Source organism: Pantoea sp. MBD-2R (assembly GCF_039134845.1).
Lineage (GTDB): Bacteria > Pseudomonadota > Gammaproteobacteria > Enterobacterales > Enterobacteriaceae > Erwinia.
The window spans coordinates 132,188-151,481 of the sequence record NZ_CP152417.1 but is presented as its reverse complement, the minus strand read 5'-3'; the positions used below and the strand labels follow the sequence as shown (position 1 = coordinate 151,481).

The 19,294-nt window shown below is 54.8% G+C and carries 12 protein-coding genes; 6 read left to right on the top strand and 6 right to left on the bottom strand.

The genetic code is table 11. The features are described 5' to 3' along the window. Positions 1-269 precede the first annotated feature (269 nt). Entirely contained in the window at positions 270-8,510 is an 8,241-nt protein-coding gene (locus AAGQ96_RS00615) for a BapA/Bap/LapF family large adhesin (RefSeq protein WP_342754586.1), read from the bottom strand. Further along, positions 8,477-8,860 carry a hypothetical protein gene (locus AAGQ96_RS00610; RefSeq protein WP_342754585.1) on the bottom strand — a complete coding sequence of 128 codons (384 nt, stop codon included), beginning with the start codon at positions 8,858-8,860 and terminating at the stop codon, positions 8,477-8,479. The genes AAGQ96_RS00615 and AAGQ96_RS00610 overlap by 34 nt, the downstream gene beginning before the upstream one ends. Before the next feature lie 296 nt (positions 8,861-9,156). Between AAGQ96_RS00610 and AAGQ96_RS00605 the strand changes: the two genes are divergently transcribed. After that, the gene (locus AAGQ96_RS00605) at positions 9,157-9,342 is read left to right on the top strand and encodes a hypothetical protein (RefSeq protein WP_342754584.1); all 186 of its coding nucleotides are present in this window, start codon (positions 9,157-9,159) and stop codon (positions 9,340-9,342) included. A gap of 665 nt (positions 9,343-10,007) precedes the next feature. Here AAGQ96_RS00605 and AAGQ96_RS00600 read toward each other — a convergent pair. After that, the gene (locus AAGQ96_RS00600) at positions 10,008-10,481 is read right to left on the bottom strand and encodes an Lrp/AsnC family transcriptional regulator (protein ID WP_342754583.1); all 474 of its coding nucleotides are present in this window, start codon (positions 10,479-10,481) and stop codon (positions 10,008-10,010) included. Between the two features lie 180 nt (positions 10,482-10,661). On the opposite strand from AAGQ96_RS00600, the gene AAGQ96_RS00595 reads away from it, so the two are divergent. The 3 genes from AAGQ96_RS00595 to AAGQ96_RS00585 all read left to right on the top strand — a co-directional run bounded on the left by AAGQ96_RS00595 (position 10,662) and on the right by AAGQ96_RS00585 (position 12,762). Next, positions 10,662-11,084, top strand: a complete 423-nt coding sequence (locus AAGQ96_RS00595; RefSeq protein ID WP_342754582.1) for a DUF2000 domain-containing protein — start codon at positions 10,662-10,664, stop codon at positions 11,082-11,084. Positions 11,085-11,277: 193 nt separating this feature from the next. Then, the gene (locus tag AAGQ96_RS00590) at positions 11,278-11,826 is read left to right on the top strand and encodes an isochorismatase family protein (RefSeq protein WP_342754581.1); all 549 of its coding nucleotides are present in this window, start codon (positions 11,278-11,280) and stop codon (positions 11,824-11,826) included. A 15-nt stretch (positions 11,827-11,841) separates the two neighbouring features. Further along, positions 11,842-12,762: a helix-turn-helix domain-containing protein gene (locus tag AAGQ96_RS00585; RefSeq protein ID WP_147193745.1), complete on the top strand. Its 921-nt coding sequence runs from the start codon at positions 11,842-11,844 to the stop codon at positions 12,760-12,762. A 28-nt stretch (positions 12,763-12,790) separates the two neighbouring features. On the opposite strand, the gene malM is transcribed toward AAGQ96_RS00585, so the two are convergent. From malM to malK, 3 genes are read right to left on the bottom strand one after another with little or no spacing between them, the layout of a single operon-like run. Continuing rightward, positions 12,791-13,672, bottom strand: a complete 882-nt coding sequence (gene malM / locus AAGQ96_RS00580; protein WP_342754580.1) for a maltose operon protein MalM — start codon at positions 13,670-13,672, stop codon at positions 12,791-12,793. A 14-nt stretch (positions 13,673-13,686) separates the two neighbouring features. Beyond that, positions 13,687-14,979 (bottom strand): maltoporin, encoded by a 1,293-nt coding sequence (locus AAGQ96_RS00575; RefSeq protein WP_147200479.1) that lies wholly within the window; start codon positions 14,977-14,979, stop codon positions 13,687-13,689. A gap of 29 nt (positions 14,980-15,008) precedes the next feature. Then, positions 15,009-16,118: a maltose/maltodextrin ABC transporter ATP-binding protein MalK gene (gene malK, locus AAGQ96_RS00570; RefSeq protein ID WP_147193741.1), complete on the bottom strand. Its 1,110-nt coding sequence runs from the start codon at positions 16,116-16,118 to the stop codon at positions 15,009-15,011. A gap of 365 nt (positions 16,119-16,483) precedes the next feature. Here malK and malE point away from each other — a divergent pair, with 365 nt between their 5' ends. Together malE and malF are read left to right on the top strand one after the other, a co-directional pair. Beyond that, a complete protein-coding gene (gene malE / locus AAGQ96_RS00565; RefSeq protein ID WP_147193739.1) occupies positions 16,484-17,680 on the top strand; it encodes a maltose/maltodextrin ABC transporter substrate-binding protein MalE in 1,197 nt (398 codons plus the stop codon). Between the two features lie 64 nt (positions 17,681-17,744). After that, positions 17,745-19,289: a maltose ABC transporter permease MalF gene (gene malF / locus AAGQ96_RS00560; protein WP_342754579.1), complete on the top strand. Its 1,545-nt coding sequence runs from the start codon at positions 17,745-17,747 to the stop codon at positions 19,287-19,289. Positions 19,290-19,294 lie beyond the last annotated feature (5 nt).

The window sequence follows — 19,294 nt, the reverse complement described above, 5'->3', positions numbered from 1 at the left end:
CCGGTTTCCTGGTTCAGGTGTTTTTGAAATAGCGCCCCAAAATCCTCCGGGTGCTTCATGAGTGCCAGATTGCGGTGCAGAGAAAAATTTTTTTTCCGCAGCACCTGCGTAAGGCAGGCTAATAATACAACACAGTGCAATAAATAGTTTTTTCATACTTATTTAAAACGTCCTGATATCATTACGTCTTAAATTAAAGTGAAAATAATAAAATAAAAAAAAGACTGGCACCGAAATGCCAGTCTGGTTCTGTTGATAATTACTATTTATTAACCAATAGTAACATCATCCTCAACATATAGTTGAACAACGGCACCATTCTCTGTGGTACTGGTGTAATGCTGATAACTGACACCATTAACCAGCAACGATCCTGAGTCTTCCCAACTGCCATTTAGCGTCACGGTATCGCCGTTAGCCCCTCTGATATATAATGTATTATTGTCATCAGTAACTTTCAGCAAACTTTCTGAGCTGATGACCAGGTTGTCATTCTGGTTGTCATCCAGCAAATCAATCTGCTCGATATTATTAACCTTCGAGGAGATATCGCTGAGGTTCAGCGAGCCGGTACCATGCCAGGCCAGAATATCGTTACTGTCCGCACCGTTAATAGAGGTGAAGCTGGTATCGTAAACCTGGAACAGGTCTTCACCGCTGGTGCCGGTGAAGGTTAGCGCGCCACCGGCACTGCCATCAACATCAATACCCAGATTGAAACTCAGTGAGGCACTGCTGCCATCAGAGAGGGTGTAGGTAAAGGTGTCAGTGTTACCGCTGTGCTCAAACGCTGTATCTGCAACGTAGTTGTAATGTCCGTCACCATTGATCAGCAGCGTACCATAAGCACCTTTGTAGCTGACTGCCTCCCCGGTGATATCAACGTCTTCGCCATTCTGGCTAACCGAGACCACAGAAACGTCCTGGGAATCAGCAGAAATTGAACCGTTGATCGTTTCAGACACTTCGTTAAAGCTCAGTCCTTCCTGTACGTAGAGCTTAATGGCGGAGCCATCCAGTGCAGTGCTGGTGTACAGCGTATAGGTGATATTGTTTAGCATTTCCACGCCGCTAACTTTCCACACACCCTGTAGTGAAAGTGAATCTTCACTGCCACCCCGGACGTACAGCACATTGTTTGCGTCGGTGACTTTCTCAATATCTTCTGCCGTTAACGTCAACACAGCAGCCAGGCTGTTGTCCTGAAGATCAATGACTTCAATATTGTGCACCTTGTCAGCAATATCACTGAGTTGCAGATCGCCTGTACCGCTCCACACCAGCGTATCGTGGCCAGACTTGCCATCCACCGTGGTGAAGTGGGTGTCATGGATACGGAAGCTGTCATCTCCAACTGTCCCCTCAAGGGTCAGCGCGCCACCTTCCGATCCGTCAACCGATACGCCCAGCGTCATCACCAGATTTTTGATCGTGCCGTCTGCCAGGATATAGGTAAATGAATCCTCGCTACCGGATAGCTTGATCACCGAATCGCTGTTCAGCGTATAGGTGTAGCTACCGTCCTGATGGATGGTCAGGCTACCGTAAGCCCCGGCAATGGTTGTCCCTGCCGTTGCAATAAGCGTGTAGCTCGCTGCACCGGTAATGATACCCGCCGCAATTGACTTCACCAGAATACTGCTGCCGCTGGTGATCTCGTTGGTAAAGACCGAGCCCATGACGCTTGCGTTTGAGGTCACCACATAGTCGGTGGTGCTGACAATGTTGGCATCAACGCCGATGGTGAACGTATCGTATACCCACTTCCACCAACCCGCATCAAACCCCGCCTGAGTAGTTTCCACCACAATACGGTAAACACCGCTATTCTGACCGGACAGATCCACATTCAGCGACTGGCTGCTGGAAATAGCCTGCGTCTCACTGCTAACCGTATCCCAGCTAAAGGTCTGCTCATTATAAACCTGCAGTATCCATGTCGCCGAGGCGGTATTAGTGGCGTTCATTCCCGTACTGGAAACGGTGAGATTAATCTCCTGCAGATCGCTGCTGCTGTTTATCGTGAAGCTGTCACTGGTAAAGCTGCCAGTCGCCGTGTTCAACGTGGCTGTCTGCTCAACGCTGTCGTTCACCAGCGTCACCAGACCCGTTATATCAGCAGCGTTATGCTCAGACGCTGTCTCAGTAGTGCTTGAGGTGATATCACCGTCAACATACAGATCCACAACCTGACCATCATCAGTCGTGCTGGTGTAGTGAACGTACTCAACATTGTTAATGACTTTACTGCCCTGCTGTTCCCAGCTGCCACTCAGCGTAAGGGTATCGCTGGTTGATCCTTTCACGTACAGGGTATTATTGCCATCGGTGATATCTGCCACGTTTTGCGCAGAGATCAGCAGATTGTCCACGTCCGTATCGTCAACCAGATCAATCTCTTCGATATTGCTGATTTTACCGGCAATATCGCTGACGGTCAGGGTACCCGAACCATTCCAGACCAGCGTATCGACGCCATCCCCTCCCTCAATGCGGGTGAAGCTGGTATCAGCCACGTTGAACGTGTCATCATTTTCTGTCCCCGTTACCTCAGCAGCTGAAACGACAGTATATTCAGCACCCGTTGTACTGTCCGAAATCGCTGTGGAAGAGAGACCGATACTGCTCTGTAGGTAAATATTTGCCGTCGTACCATCGGCATTCACGCTGGTGTAATGTAGGTAGCTGATACTATCGACAATGACAGTACCTGCCTGGCTCCAGGTCCCAGTCAGGGTGACAAAATCACTGCTGTCGCCTTTGATATACAGGGCATTGTTCTCACTGGTCACATCGATCACGCTTTGTGCGTCAAGGACGACAGTAGCCGGGTTACTTCCCAACAGCAGATCGATAGCTTCGATATCGCTAACTTTTGCAGCGACAGTGCTGAGAACCAGCTCTCCTTCACCATGCCACGCCAGCGTATCGCTACCCGCTTTACCTTCAACAGCACTAAAGTCAGTGTCATAAACATCGAACACGTCATCAGCCTCAGTACCTGCAAAGACCAGTGCGCCGCCATTGGTGCCGTCCACTTCCACACCCAGATGGATGGTTACCGTCGCGGTCACCACTTCACCATTAGCGCCCTTCAAGGCATAGGTAAAGATATCCTGGGAACCCGTCGGTAACGCGGTAGTGCTCGGGGTATAGGTATAAGCACCGTTACTGAAGATCTTCAGTGTGCCGTATTCACCCGCGATGGTTACCCCACTTTCGGTCACATAGGTGTAGCTACTGTCAACCGTAGCCTCTCCCTCGCTATCACCAGCTTTAACATACATTTTGGTGTAGACGGAGCTCAGTTTATCAACGCTTCCGTCAGTTCCTTCATCCGTCAGAACATTACCGGTGGCGTTTACGCTGTTCGTAATATCATAATCCGTGGAACTGACAATGTTCACGTCCATGGCAAGCCACACTATGTTCTCTGCGCCGGTACTGGAAAGCGCAATCCGGTAGGTACCCGCCTCTAACTCCAGCGTTGACATATCAACATTCAGAACGACTTCTTCATTGTGCTGCCCAGCCGCGATCACTTTGGTGTAGGTTTGCACCGTTGTCCATGTTCCGTCACTTTCCTGCTGCTGCACGGAATACGTGACGGTTTTGTCTGTTGAGAATTTATTGCCAAACAAGCCGTACTCGGTCTTTAACGTCAATGACCCTGTGACCAGATCGTTTGCGTCGGCAAGCGTGAACGCGGAGGTATAGTTTTCTGCCCCGCCTTCAACCAGCTTAACTTCGCTGGTGCTGACTTTGGAGGAGTGATACGTCACCGTTACGCTGGCATCCGCTTCATTGCTGGAAGCAATATCCGTGACCGCGGTTGCACTTGCATCGGTCGGATCCCAGCTCAGCGTCAGTGCATCATTGTTGCTGCCAATCTGTACATAAAGGTGCGCAGAAGAGCTTTCACCCGTTGCCGAATCAGAAATGGTGTAGGTGAACGTATCCACCTTACCGATACTGTCCATCGATGTCGTTGGCACATACTCATAGCTGCCATCAGCATTAATAGTCAGGGTACCGTATTGCCCCACCAGGGTTGCTTTGTTTGTAGTGGCATCCAGAGTAACCGTCGAGACGGTACCATCATCAAGCATGATGCTCACTGACGTAACTGACGTAAAGGCACTGTGCGGAATGCCATCCGAGCCATACACACTGTCAGTATCCGACATGACATTGCCGATCGCCGTAGTGTAATCCGTAGGCGTTCCGTGGTCGGCGAGGGTATAAACCGTCTTCGATGCATCCAGATTAAAGCTGGCCCCTACGTTGATACCGGCCGTGGTATAAACCAGCTGGTAAGAACCGGCGGTCAGCCCCGAGAGCGTAATGGTAGAGGTAGAGGCCCCCAGACCAAACATACCGAAAAGGTTGCCGCTTTTTTCTTGAGAAATCGTCGCCCACTCTCCTGTTGAGGAGTCATATTTCTGCAGCACGAGAGTTGAGTTACTGGCAACGTTGATGAATGAGGATGACTTTGCTGTTACCGCAAGGTCAATAATCGTACCATCTGCCACCACGATCGGATCGCTGGTGATTTTGTTATTAAAGGCGACCAAACCACCGTCGCTGAGAACCGTACCCAGATCCTCTGCAACATCTACCGGATAGGTAAAGCCGACGGCTGCACCGGCGCTGATGTTGTCCGTCGCCGTCAGAATGATTGCCTCTACGGTCAGGCCCAACACATCAGAAGGCTCGCTGCTGTTACCCGCTTCATCCGTTACCGTGAAGGTGATCTCATGGACACCGTCATACAGTCCGGCTTCATCGGTGTAGCGCCAGCTGCCATCATCTGCAACCGTTGCCTGGCCGATCGCTTCACCTTTGTCGTAAATCGTTACGGTCGCACCGGCTTCCAGATCGCTGCCGCTGAAAGTCAGTTTGTTGTCGCTCATGATGTCTTCAGCGCTGACTACAGCACCCGTTTCATCAGTAATGACCACGGAACTGATATCCACGCCATCAGGCGCAACGGAGTCCAGGATATAGCTCACCGCTTCAGATTCACCGCTGCTGTTACCTGCAGCATCAACCGTTTCGAAGGTAAAACTGTGTTCCGCGTCAGTCAGCGCTTCGTCCGGCGTGAAAGTCCAGCTGCCATCTTCCGCTACTGTTGCTTCACCCAACACGGTGCCGTTATCACGCACGATAACCGTTGTACCTGCTTCCAGTCCGTCAGCGCTGAACGTAGGCGTCGTATCGGAAATGACGCCGCCAGCAGCCAGCACGTTACCCTTATCATCAGTTATGGAAACCGCAGAAACATCCAGCATATCCGGAGCAATCGTATCGATAACAACACCGATGCTATCGCTGGCCGTATTGCCATCCGCGTCAGTCACGGTCACGGTAAAGGCATGGTCGCCCTCCGCCAGTGAGGTATCCGGCGTGTAGCTCCAGCTGCCATCGACACTCACCGTCACATTAGCCAGTTCAGTCTCACCATCGGTGATAACTACAGTCGTGCCAGGGGACTGATCCTTGCCGCTAAAGGTCGGGGTGCTGTCGTTGGTGTTGTCACCATTAATAATCACGTTACCTGCGTCATCGGTAATGATAACGCCGGTATTGATCCCCTTGCTCACAGAAATGGTCAGATCTAAAGCTTCAGATGCACCGCTGCTGTTACCCGCAGCATCAGTCACTTCAAAGGTAAAGCTGTACTCGCCATCCTCCAGCTTTTCCGATGGGGTAAAGGACCAGTTACCGTTTTCATCAACGGTGGTTTCGCCCAGCACAGTGTCACCATCACGAATAGTGACAGTGGCTCCCGGCTCCAGGCCTTCACCAGAGAAGGTTGGCGTGTTATCCGCCGTAATGCCTTCAGCAGCAATGGCGTCACCCTGGTCATCAACCATAATGACCGTTGTAATATCAACGAGTTCTGGTGGTGTAGTGTCTATCACCACGCTTACTGCACCGCTGCTTATGTTGCCATTCACGTCAGTAACCGAAACAACAAAGCTATGTTCACCGTCCGTCAACGGAGTTTCAGGCGTAATACTCCAGTTACCTTCACTATCCGACGTTGCTGTGCCAATCTCAGTACCATCCATGCTGATTACAATTTGGGTATCAGCCGTAAAGTTGCTGCCTTCAAAAGTTGGCGTACTGTCGTTAGTGGTATCCCCATTGCCGATGGTATTACCTTCATCATCGACGATAACCATCGTTGGTGCTTTAACGACAATGTTGACGGTTTCGCTGGCCTTATTGCCATCCGCGTTCGTCCCATCAATAGTAATCTCATGATCGCCGTCTTCCAGCGGCACTTCCGGCGTGAAGCTCCAGCTGCCGTCTTCGTCCACGATCGCCTCGCCGATAACTTCCCCGCCGTCGCTGACGGTCACGGTGGAGCCCGGCGCCATACCGTCGCCGCCGATGGTGGGGGTGCTGTCGCTGGTGCTGCCGCCGTCCGCGATTGCGTTGCCCGCGTCGTCGGTTATTGATGGCGTGGTGCTTTCAGTGTCGACCACGATATTTACCGTGTCGCTCACCGCGTTGCCGTTCGCGTCGGTGCCCTCGGTCACCAGCGCGTGCTCGCCGTCCTCCAGCGGCATTTCCGGCGTGAAGCTCCAGCTGCCGTCTTCGTCCACGATCGCCTCGCCGATAACTTCCCCGCCGTCGCTGACGATCACGGTGGAGCCCGGTGCCATACCGTCACCGCCGATGGTGGGGGTGCTGTCGCTGGTGCTGCCGCCGTCCGCGATCGGGTTGCCCGCGTCATCGGTCAGGCCAGGCGCGGTGCTTTCGGTGTCGACCACGATATTCACCGTGTCGCTTACCGCGTTGCCGTTCGCGTCGGTGCCCTCGGTCACCAGCGCGTGCTCGCCGTCCTCCAGCGGTGCTGCCGGCGTGAAGCTCCAGCTGCCGTCTTCGTCCACGATCGCCTCGCCGATAACTTCCCCGCCGTCGCTGACGGTCACGGTGGAGCCCGGTGCCATACCGTCGCCGCCGATGGTGGGGGTGCTGTCGCTGGTGCTGCCGCCGTCCGCGACGGGATTACCGGCGTCGTCGGTTATTGATGGCGCGGTAGCGCCGGTGTCGACCACGATATTCACCGTGTCGCTCACCTCGTTGCCGTTCGCGTCGGTGCCCTCGGTCACCAGCGCGTGCTCGCCGTCCTCCAGCGGTGCTGCCGGCGTGAAGCTCCAGCTGCCGTCTTCGTCCACGATCGCCTCACCGATAACTTCCCCGCCGTCGCTGACGGTCACGGTGGAGCCCGGCGCCATACCGTCGCCGCCGATGGTGGGGGTGCTGTCGCTGGTGCTGCCGCCGTCCGCGATCGGGTTGCCCGCGTCGTCGGTCAGGCCTGGCGTGGTGCTTTCGGTGTCGACCACGATATTCACCGTGTCGCTCACCGCGTTGCCGTTCGCGTCGGTGCCCTCGGTCACCAGCGCGTGCTCGCCGTCGTCCAGCGGCACTTCCGGCGTGAAGCTCCAGCTGCCGTCTTCGTCCACGATCGCCTCGCCGATAACTTCCCCGCCGTCGCTGACGGTCACGGTGGAGCCCGGCGCCATGCCGTCGCCGCCGATGGTGGGGGTGCTGTCGCTGGTGCTGCCGCCGTCCGCGACCGGGTTGCCCGCGTCGTCGGTCAGGCCAGGCGTGGTGCTTTCAGTGTCGACCACGATATTCACCGTGTCGCTCACCGCGTTGCCGTTCGCGTCGGTGCCCTCGGTCACCAGCGCGTGCTCGCCGTCCTCCAGCGGTGCTGCCGGCGTGAAGCTCCAGCTGCCGTCTTCGTCCACGATCGCCTCGCCGATAACTTCCTCGCCGTCGCTGACGGTCACGGTGGAGCCCGGTGCCATACCGTCGCCGCCGATGGTGGGGGTGCTGTCGCTGGTGCTGCCGCCGTCCGCGATCGGGTTGCCCGCGTCGTCGGTCAGGCCTGGCGTGGTGCTTTCAGTGTCGACCACGATATTTACCGTGTCGCTTGCCGCGTTGCCGTTCGCGTCGGTGCCCTCGGTCACCAGCGCGTGCTCGCCGTCCTCCAGCGGCGCTGGCGGCGTGAAGCTCCAGCTGCCGTCTTCGTCCACGATCGCCTCACCGATAACTTCCCCGCCGTCGCTGACGGTCACGGTGGAGCCCGGTGCCATACCGTCGCCGCCGATGGTGGGGGTGCTGTCGCTGGTGCTGCCGCCGTCCGCGACGGGATTACCGGCGTCGTCGGTTATTGATGGCGCGGTAGCGCCGGTGTCGACCACGATATTCACCGTGTCGCTCACCGCGTTGCCGTTCGCGTCGGTGCCCTCGGTCACCAGCGCGTGCTCGCCGTCCTCCAGCGGCACTTCCGGCGTGAAGCTCCAGCTGCCGTCTTCGTCCACGATCGCCTCGCCGATAACTTCCCCGCCGTCGCTGACGGTCACGGTGGATCCCGGTGCCATACCGTCGCCGCCGATGGTGGGGGTGCTGTCGCTGGTGCTGCCGCCGTCCGCGATCGGGTTGCCCGCGTCGTCGGTCAGGCCTGGCGTGGAAGGATTATCAGTATCCACATTGGCACCCGCATCTGCGTCTGTATCTGTGCCTGCATCTGCATCTGCATCTGCATCTGTACCTGCATCTGTGCCTGTGCCTGCACCCGCATCTGTATCTGTGCCTGCATCTGCATCTGCATCTGTGCCTGCACCCGCATCTGTATCTGTGCCTGCATCTGCATCTGCATCTGTACCTGCATCTGCATCTGCATCTGTATCTGCATCTGCATCTGCATCTGTGCCTGCACCCGCATCTGTATCTGTGCCTGCATCTGCATCTGTACCTGCATCTGCATCTGCATCTGTATCTGTGCCTGCATCTGCATCTGCATCTGCATCTGTACCAGCATCTGTATCTGTTCCAGCATTGGCGTCTTTACCAGCCTCTGTGCCGTCTGCATCCACGATGATGTCGACTACGCTACTGGATTCATTGCCGTTAACATCCGTTCCATCAATAACAATTGGGTGCTCGCCATCCGCCAGAGGTTCATCCGGCGTAAAGCTCCATTTGCCATCCTCATCCACGGTTGCTTCACCGATCACAACGCCACCGTCAGTAATGGTTACCGTTGAACCTGGTTTCATACCCTCGCCGCTTAATGTTGGCGTGTTATCAGCGCTCGTGCTGCCATGGCTAATAATATTCCCTGCGGAATCAGTTATGGCAGTTGATGTGTCGGCAGGGACAGTATCGTTATCAGAAGAGGATCCTGAAGAAGAGTGGTGGCCTCCAGAAGTGGCCGCAACAGCAGCGCCAACCAGTGCTGCAACCGCAGCAAAAGCGCCACCAAGCTCCAGCATGTTATCTGCAACCGATGATTCTATCTGCGTATTGGTCAGCTCGTAGAATCCATTTGCGGGATCATATTCGTAGAGATAAATGACGCCATCAGGGCCAGAAGCAGTGATAGCCGGCGGCTGATTCGATGTATAATTCTCCAGAACGACATCATATTGTTCGCCCGTAATATCGTCGACGACTTCCAAATTAAGCGTGTCGTTTACTTTCTTCGCGATAATTTTTTTAGGAGGATGGCCGTCATTGCTGTGCACTTCAAATGATACAGCGTGTAGCGGCGTCTTAAGGGAAAGAGATTGATTGGCATTTAAGGTATGCTTTGCGACAATATTACCTTTAACGTCCTTAATTATTAATTGAAAATTCATTTTTTCCCCAATAAATTCTGTTGTGGCCATGTGTTATGCACAAAAAGATAATGCTTTTTTAAAATGAGACAAAAAGAATAAATTTACAGTTAAATCAACCAGCCCCCCCGATGAATGAAGGTATACCATTACCTCCTGAATCAGAGAGGCATAATGATATTGATAAAATTATGATATTTAAGCGGATGAAAAATCTGAATAAATACCACCGTTACTATCAATAGCGGTCAAAATTGATAAAAATTAAGTAAGATGAAAAAATAAAATGATGCACTGCCGATATGAAAATGACGGGGTTTAACTTCTCGCCGTTTAGCCGCTCTGATTGCTACAGTAGCGGCTGTCTTATCCCAGCGTTTTTTTAATCGGATAAGCGATCAGCGGCTTAATCTCTTTCAGTACAAACATACTCTGCATTTCTTTGATCCCAGGCAGGCGGCGAGCCACCGACATGGCAAAGTCGGCATAAGAATCCAGATCCTGGGCCACTACCTGCAACAGGAAATCGGCATCGCCGCCAATGCTGTAGCAGGCCACCACGTCTTCCAGCGCGGTGACTTCCTCTTCAAATTTCCTCGCTTCGGCCTCGCTGTGACTGTCGATGGCTACGCGAATGAACACCATCACGCCAAGCCCGATTTTTTTACGATTCAGCACGGCCCGATAGCCCTGAATCACTTCATCCTCTTCAAACTTGCGCACTTTTCGCCAGCAGGGCGAGGCCGACATGCCAATTTTTTCAGCCAGAACCTGATTAGTGATGCGTGCATCGTCCTGCAAAAGCTTCAGGATCTTCATTTCTGTCGTGACTAACGCCATCGTGGTCCAGTCCTTTCTTTTTTTGGCTTTAAAGCGGTAATTTTTACCGAAGCGGGCGGCAGCAGCAAGCGATACAGGTCACAAATACCCGCGGTGCTGAGGCATAATTGTTTTCACAAAATTAATGCCTTATCCGCTCTTTCTGCAATCGTTCATAGCGTACAACCCCAGGGGAAACCGATGAAATTCGACGCCAGTCAGCATCGCTGTACCATTATTATTGATAAAGATCTTCCCGCCGGACTCGCCATCAATGCGGCGAGCGTTATCGGCATCAGCTTTGGCCGCACCATGGAAAATCTGGTCGGTCCGGATATGCAATCCCTTGATGCGGTTAACTATCCCGGCGTTATTTACAGCCCGTTGCCGGTGCTGCTGGCAGTGGGCGACACTATTCAGGCGTTGCAGCACATTGCTGAGGAGGATGCGGATATTTATGCCATGCCTTTTAGCGCGCTGGCGCAGTCCTGTAAAACTTATAAGGAGTATGGCGAAAAGATTTCTTCGGTTAGCAGCGATAATATTGAACTGGTGGCGATTGGCCTGATCGGCCCAAAGAAAAAGATTGCTAAGTTAACCGGCAATCTGCCGCTTTATAAATAGTTTATTGCCCAGTCAGGCTTTCGGGCCTGACGCTTACCCAGCACGACTTTAAAGCCATTGCTCTTTATCCGCTCATTTTCCCCTGTCAGATCACTGGTCCTTCCCTGTCCCGATCGTGTCCGTTTCTGGCCTGTTTATCCCCCCTGTTTCCCGCCATTATTGCCTTCCAGCCCTTTTCCTGCGGAGTCCGTAAATGACCCATACCGTGCTATTAGTGATTGACGCTCAGTGCTCTTTCTATCATCGTGGCTATCAGGAAACGTTGGACACGCCCGCCTTCGAACAAAAGCTCAGCCAGCTGATTGCAGGCTGTCAGCAAAGCGCGGTTCCGATCGTTGATGTGTTCCATGTTGAGCCAGAAGGCCCGTTCTCGCTGGCGTCAGGACGGGTTGAACGCCTGCCGTTTCTCAATCATCAGGCGGCATATAGCGTGCAGAAAAAGGTCCATAACGCGTTAACTGAATCGGGGCTGGAAAGCTGGCTGCGAGAACACGCTGTGAAACACCTTATTATCAGCGGATTGCGCACCGAGCAGTGCTGCGAAACCACGGCGCGCGTGGCGTCCGATTTGGGTTATCAGGTGACTTTTGTCACTGAGGCCACGCTGACTTTCCCCATTACCCATAACGGGACAACGTTGAGCATCGCCGATTTACGCCATTACACTGAAAGCGTGCTGATAAACCGCTTCGCTAAGATTGCCAGCGTGGAAGAATGTCTGAATGACCTGAAATTGCCTTAAGGCACGGAGCTGATATTGGCTATCCCGGTATGGTTTTTAACGCTACCAGGCGTGATGATGCTGGATATTAGCGGTCCGGCAGAGACGCTACAGCTGGCAAAGGGCGCATTCAGCCTGCACTACATCGGCCCAGACGAATGTGTCTCAACCTCTACCGGGATGATGATCGGTCATCTTGCGCCGCTGCCGGACAGTTTACCGGCAGGCAGCCTGCTGGTTGTGCCGGGAATGGCGGATTCCAGCGTTTCGTTTGATACGCCGCAGGCTATGGCCGCGCGCCATTGGCTGATGCGGATGCAGCCCGCGATCCACGCGCGGGAAATCACCCTGGTTTGCATCTGTTCGGGTTCAATCCTGGCTGCACGTAGCGGCCTGCTGCACGGCGTACAGTGCACCACGCACCATGATGTAGTTTCACGGCTGAAAAGCGCCGAACCGGCGGCTATCGTCAAAGAAAATCGCATATTCATGGAGGATCGCGGCATCTGGACCAGCGCCGGCATTACGGCGGGCATCGATCTGGCACTGCATCTGATTCATCGGCTGTGTGGCTCGCAGATGGCGCTGGATGTCGCCCGTGAAATGGTGGTCTGGTTCCGTCGTTCAGGCGACGATCCCCAGCTGTCGCCGTGGCTACGCTATCGCAACCATATCAACCCGGCGATTCATCGCACCCAGGATTTACTGATTGCCCAACCGGAGCAGGCGTGGCCGCTGGAGAAAATTGCCGGCCGCGTTCACGTCAGCGCCCGGCATCTGACGCGGCTGTTCAGACAGCATTTAGGGATCAGCGTAAAGGATTATCATGAGCAGCTAAGGCTGGCGATTGCCCAGCAGCAGCTCCAGCAAGGCGAAGGCGTGGAAAAAGCGGCGTTGTCGGCAGGATTTTCGTCCTCGCGACAGCTGAGGCGGGCGCTCCAGCGCTGGCAGGAGTAATGTCCGGGCAAAAAACCCGGACGTTATGTTAATGCTTAACGCTGTCAATAAAGGTTTTACGCGCCGTTTTTGAACCCAGCCGCTCGGCTTCGTTCAGCAGCTTCAACGCTTTATCCACGTCTCCGGCCTTGATGGCGTTTTTAATCGCCTCGTTAAAATAAGCGTCCGATTCTGCCAGCATTGGTTCCGCCGGTTTAGCCGGAGGAGCCGATTCTGGCCGGACGCTATTGCCAACGACAGCCGGCGCTGCGGGTGCCGGATCGGATGAAGGGAACAGCTGGCCGATCATCACGTTACCGGCTTTTTGCTCGGCCGTAACCTTCAGGCTGAGCGTGCCGCCAGGCGTATGTCGCGCAACGGGATCCGGGATATCCGGCACCGCATTGCCCACGCCCGCCGCATAGGCTTTGGCAGGGTTAACCATCTGCGTGGTAGCCTGCAAATCCTGCTGCGTGGTGTAGACCAGCAGGTAGATTTGTTTCTGTCCCAGCGCAGGCGTCAGCTTCAGCGTTCCTTCCAGCCGATCGCTGGAAACCAGGCCAGGCGGCTGATAGGGGAAATAGCTGGCAGGATAAAACGCCGCCGGACGCATCTGCTCGTCAAGTACCAGCACGTTAGGCGCATACACCGTTTTACCCGTTACCAGGCTGGTTAACACAATTTCCAGCGACCCGCGATCGGCAGGCAGAGAGAAGGCTGCCGCCGCGCCCTGAATTTCACCCTGGCCGATCCGCGTTGTAGACGTATTGAGCACGACGTCCTGCGTGATCGGCGGCACCAGCGGCGTCCACGTGAGACTATGTAGCGTCTGGGCAGAAATTTTCGGTGCCGCAGCCGCATCCTGTTGAGCAGCTTGCGCGCCAGCGATCAGGCTTAGCGACAGACACAGAGACAGCAGCGTTTTTTTCATTTGGGATCCCTCGATTACCACCAGACTTCCATCTGCGCGCCAAAGGCTATTTCATCATCGTTGCCACGGCTGTAGGTACGGGCAGTCGTATCGTTCATCGCCAGACCATTGTTGACGCCGCTGTCGGTGTCATAGCCCCATTTCTCATCCCAGTTTGCGTAGGTAGCAAACACGCGGATTGCCGGCCGTGACCAGATGCTGTCACCCGCCTGCCACTGCTGCGCCAGCGTCACTTTATACTGGCCGTTGCGGTCGCCGGTACGCTGCGATTTGACGTTGTCGTAGCCCACTTCCAGCAGGGTGCTCATGATCGGCGTCCATTTGTACATCGGCCGTACCCCAACGGTGTACCAGGTCGTCCCGTTATTGTTGTCGCGGTCCGTATCCTGATACATCGCCACGTACATCAATCCCCATTTATCGTTGAAATCCAGCGCGCCGTGGTCGAGGAGACGCAGCATACTGCCGTTATTATTGATGGCCGCACCGGAAGAGTGTCCGTTAGCCGTGCCCGTGCTTTCAGCAGTCATCGAATCTGCGGCATATTGCACAACCAGCTTGTTATAGCCGTTATAGATGCTTTGCGTGTGCTCAGCCGTCAGCAGCCAGCCGTCTTTGGTTGCATCGTCGGCCAGCGAGTAGCCATCGCGAGCATTGGCGCGGCCGTAATCCACACCCAGCTCCAGTACGCCGCCGGGATTGGTTTGCAGTCCGGCCAGACGCACGTCGAACACGTCGTTGGATGTTGGCAGTTCGTCACGCTGATCGGCGATATAGCCAAAAGAGCCGCCGCTTTCGGTGTTGCGCGTTGCGGCAAAAGAGAGCTTACCGAAGCCAACGTCAATATCTTCCAGACCTGCGCCAGGACCGGAGATATCCCAATAGTAAAAGTCGATCATGTGCACGTCATGACGCTGATAGAAGCGCTTACCGGCCCACATCGTCGCGCCCGGCAGCCATTCAATCAGGTTCTTGCCTTTTACGTTGGCTTCGCGGAAAGCCGGATCGGTCGCTTCCCAGTCGTTCTGCTGCGACACCGAGTAGGCGACGTTGGTATCAAAATAGAAGCTTTTATCCCCTTCTTTCCACACTTCCTGCCCAAGCTTTAATTCCGCATAGGTTTCACATTCGTTACCCAGACGATACTTGCTCTCCGCGCCGGTCGCTTTAAAACACTGCTGCTCGCCGCCGCTGCCGGACCAGCCGATACCGGAACGGGCGTAACCGGTAAAATCTACCGCCATCGCCTGTGTGGAAAGCGCGGCTGCCACGGCCAGCGCCAGAGAGGAATTACGTATTATTATCATCATCTTCTCCTGTAGGGGGACTTGTGCATTTAAACGCCAGGCTCGGGATGTAACCGACGGCAGGCCGTCCCGTCTTCACGGAACAGATGACAGCGGTGCGGCGGCAAGCCGATGGCGAAAGTTGCACCTTCTTCTACCAGCACCACGTCGTTCTGGCGGTAGACCAGGTTCTGACGGATTGCCGGGATTTGGATGTGGATCTGCGTTTCATTGCCCAGCTGTTCGACCACCTGCACGTCGCCCGTGAGCTGTATTTCAGCGCCCTCGCCCGGCAACAAATGCTCGGGTCGCACGCCCAGCGACAGATTGCTGCCCGGCATCACGTCGTCGCCTCTCACTTTCAGCCAGACCCACTGCCCGTCGGGCAGCTCAATCTGTACGCGTTCAGGCTCGACGGCGATCGTCTTCACCGGCAGGAAGTTCATTCTGGGAGAGCCGATAAAACCGGCGACGAAGCGGTTAGCGGGATAGTGGTAAAGCGCCAGCGGACGACCGACCTGCACAATGCGTCCGGCGTTGAGCACCACGATTTTGTCGGCCAGCGTCATCGCTTCAACCTGATCGTGGGTGACGTAAATCATCGTGCGTTTCAGCCGCTTGTGCAGGCGTGAAATCTCAATGCGCATCTGCACGCGCAGCGCGGCATCCAGATTGGAAAGTGGTTCATCGAGCAGAAATACCGTCGGTTCTGCCACCAGCGTACGGCCAATCGCCACGCGCTGGCGCTGACCGCCTGAAAGCGCTTTCGGGCGACGATCCAGTAAATGAGCAAGCTGTAAGATTTCAGACACCTGATTGACCCGCCGCTCGGTTTCCTCTTTTTTGGTTCGGGCCAGCTTCAGGCCAAAAGACATGTTTTCGGCGACCGTCAGATGCGGATAGAGCGCGTAAGACTGGAACACCATGCCGATGCCTCGTTCGGCGGGGGGCACCTCATTCATCCGCTTGTTGCCAATTTTCAACTCGCCGGAACTGATCTCTTCCAGCCCGGCAATCATTCGTAGCAGGGTGGATTTACCGCAGCCGGACGGCCCGACGAATACCACAAACTCGCCCTGCTCAATCTCCAGATTGATGTCGCTGGAGATGGTTGTTTCGCCAAAGACTTTACTTACGCCGCTAAGGGAAACGTTCGCCATCCTGTACTCCTCGCCGTCCGCCAGAAAACTGATTGCTCCGAAGCATGCCGCGGTGTGTGTCAGGCGTAATCCTCCATGGGCCGGTTTTTACTGGCGGAGAGGCGGGGAGGAGGAGAAACGCGACTCGCGGGCCCATCCCGTCGCTGAAAGCACAATTTCGTGATCTCTGTTGCAAAAAACGCGGACTGATTTTGTGAAGCAGCAGTCATTGGTCCGCGCCCGTGCAGGCGAAGTCACAGTTTGAAGACCGGGGGCGTAGGCTGGAGGAGGATGAAGCCGAAGCCAGCGGAACGCACACTGGCCCGACCCTCTTTTCCGTCTGCGACGTGAAGAAACCTACGGCTTACAGGTATAAGGATTCGCTCATGCTCAGTATCAAAAACATCGCAAAAAACACCATGGCGCTATCGGCGCTGGCTACACTGGCGCTCTCGCCGGCCGCCTTCGCCAAAATCGAGGAAGGAAAGCTGGTGATCTGGATCAACGGCGACAAGGGCTATAACGGCCTGGCGGAAGTAGGGAAAAAGTTTGAACGGGATACGGGTATCAAGGTCACGGTTGAGCATCCTGACAAGCTGGAAGAGAAGTATCCCCAGGTGGCCGCGACCGGCGATGGCCCCGATATCATTTTTTGGGCGCATGACCGTTTTGGCGGCTATGCCCAGTCTGGCCTGGTGGCGGAAGTGAGCCCTGACCCGGCATTTAAGGACAAACTGTTCCCGTTCACTTGGGATGCGGTGACCTTTAACGGCAAGCCGATTGGTTATCCGGTGGCGGTGGAATCCCTCTCGCTGATTTACAACAAAGATTTGATTAAAGAAGCGCCTGAGACCTGGGAAGAAATTCCGGCGCTGGATAAAACGCTGCGTGCCAAAGGTAAAAGCGCCATCATGTGGAATCTTCAGGAGCCCTATTTTACCTGGCCGGTGATTGCGGCTGATGGCGGCTACGCCTTTAAATATGTCGACGGCAAATACGATATCAAAAATACCGGCGTCAATAATGCCGGTTCGCTGGCTGGCCTACAGTTCATCGTAGATTTAGTGAAAAACAAACATATCAACGCCGATACCGATTATTCGATTGCCGAAGCGGCCTTTAATAAAGGCCAGACGGCGCTGACTATCGACGGCCCCTGGGCCTGGGCCAACCTTGATAAAAGCAAAATCAACTATGGCGTGGCGGTTCTGCCCACCTTCCACGGTAAGCCATCCAAACCCTTTGTCGGCGTGCTGACCGCAGGCATCAACGCCGCCAGCCCAAACAAAGAGCTGGCGAAAGAGTTTCTGGAAAATTATCTGATTACCGATGAGGGGCTGGCGATGGTAAATAAAGACAAGCCGCTCGGTGCCGTGGCGCTGAAATCTTATCAGGCGAAGCTGGAGCAGGATCCACGTATTGCTGCCACCATGACTAACTCGAAAAACGGCGAAATCATGCCGAACATCCCGCAAATGAGTGCATTCTGGTATGCCGAGCGCAGCGCGATCGTCAACGCCGTTAACGGTCGTCAGACCGTGCCGCAGGCGCTGAAAGATGTCGAAACACGCCTTACCCGATAACCTTCGCCTCTGCTGAATAAGGGGCAGCCTTTCACGGCTGCTCCCTCTCGAAAAGGATAGCGCCATGCCTCTGGCTCACCCTCGCCGTTCTGACAGAAGATCGCTGCTACGCCGCGCGCCCGGCGGCGCTGTCATCACTCTTTTTGCCCTGCTGGCTGGCTACTTAATCGTGCTGATGTACGCGCGGGGAGAATACCTTTTCGCCATGCTCACGCTGGTACTTTCCGGCCTGGGTCTGTTTATCTATGGCAATCGCCGTGCCTATACCTGGCGCTATATCTATCCGGGCCTGGCCGGTATGGCGCTGTTTGTGCTGTTCCCGCTGGTTTGCACTATCGTCATCGCGTTTACCAACTACAGCAGTCTGCATCAATTGACCTTCGAACGGGCGCAAAGCGTCCTGCTGGAAAGGCAGTTTCGTGCGGATAAAGCCTGGAATTTTGCGCTCTGGCCGACAGGTGAAAAATGGCGGCTGACGCTAATCTCGCCTGAAAACGGCGACGTACTGGTCTCGCCACCTTTCGCCTTTACGCCTGATGCGCCGCAAACGCTGACCATGACAAAACAGGCCGCGCCGACGGGTGAAAAAGCGGGACTGCGGATCGTGACGCAAAATCGTCAGGCGCTGGGCCAGCTGGCTGCACAGATGCCTGATGGCACGCTGCTGCGAATGAGCTCGCTGCGGCAGTTTTCCGGCACCCAGCCGCTTTATCAGCTGGGAAAGGATGGCAAACAGCTGACCAACATCCAGAGCGGGAAAGTTTATCAGCCTGATATGCGCACCGGCTTTTATCAGTCGGCGGATGCGGAAGTGCTCAGTCCCGGCTTTACCGTGGGCATTGGCTGGAAAAACTTTCTGCGCGTCTTTCAGGATGAGGGGATCCAGAAACCGTTCCTGTCGATTTTTGTCTGGACGGTGATTTTTTCTCTACTGACGGTGGTACTTACGACTGCGGTCGGGATGGTACTGGCGTGCGTAGTGCAGTGGGATGCGCTGAAAGGCAAAGCGGTTTACCGCATGCTGCTGATCCTGCCCTACGCCGTCCCTGCTTTTATCTCAATACTGATTTTCAAAGGCTTATTTAACCAGAGCTTTGGCGAAATCAACCTTCTCCTCGGCAGCCTGTTCGGCATCAAGCCCGCCTGGTTTAGCGATCCGCTGACCGCGAAAACCATGCTGATTATCGTCAACACCTGGCTGGGCTACCCCTATATGATGATTTTGTGTATGGGGCTGTTAAAAGCCATTCCCGACGATCTTTATGAGGCGTCGGCAATGGACGGCGCAACGCCCATACAAAACTTTTTCCTGATCACGCTGCCGCTGCTGATCAAGCCGCTTACGCCGCTGATGATTGCCAGCTTTGCCTTTAACTTTAATAACTTTGTGCTGATCCAGCTGCTCACCAACGGCGGCCCCGACCGAATCGGCACCACGACGCCTGCGGGCCATACCGATTTACTGGTCAGCTACACCTGGCGCATCGCCTTTGAAGGCGGCGGCGGACAGGATTTTGGTCTGGCTGCCGCTATCGCTACGCTGATTTTCCTGCTGGTCGGCGCGCTGGCGATAATCAACCTGAAAGTATCCCGCATGAAATTTGATTGAGGAAG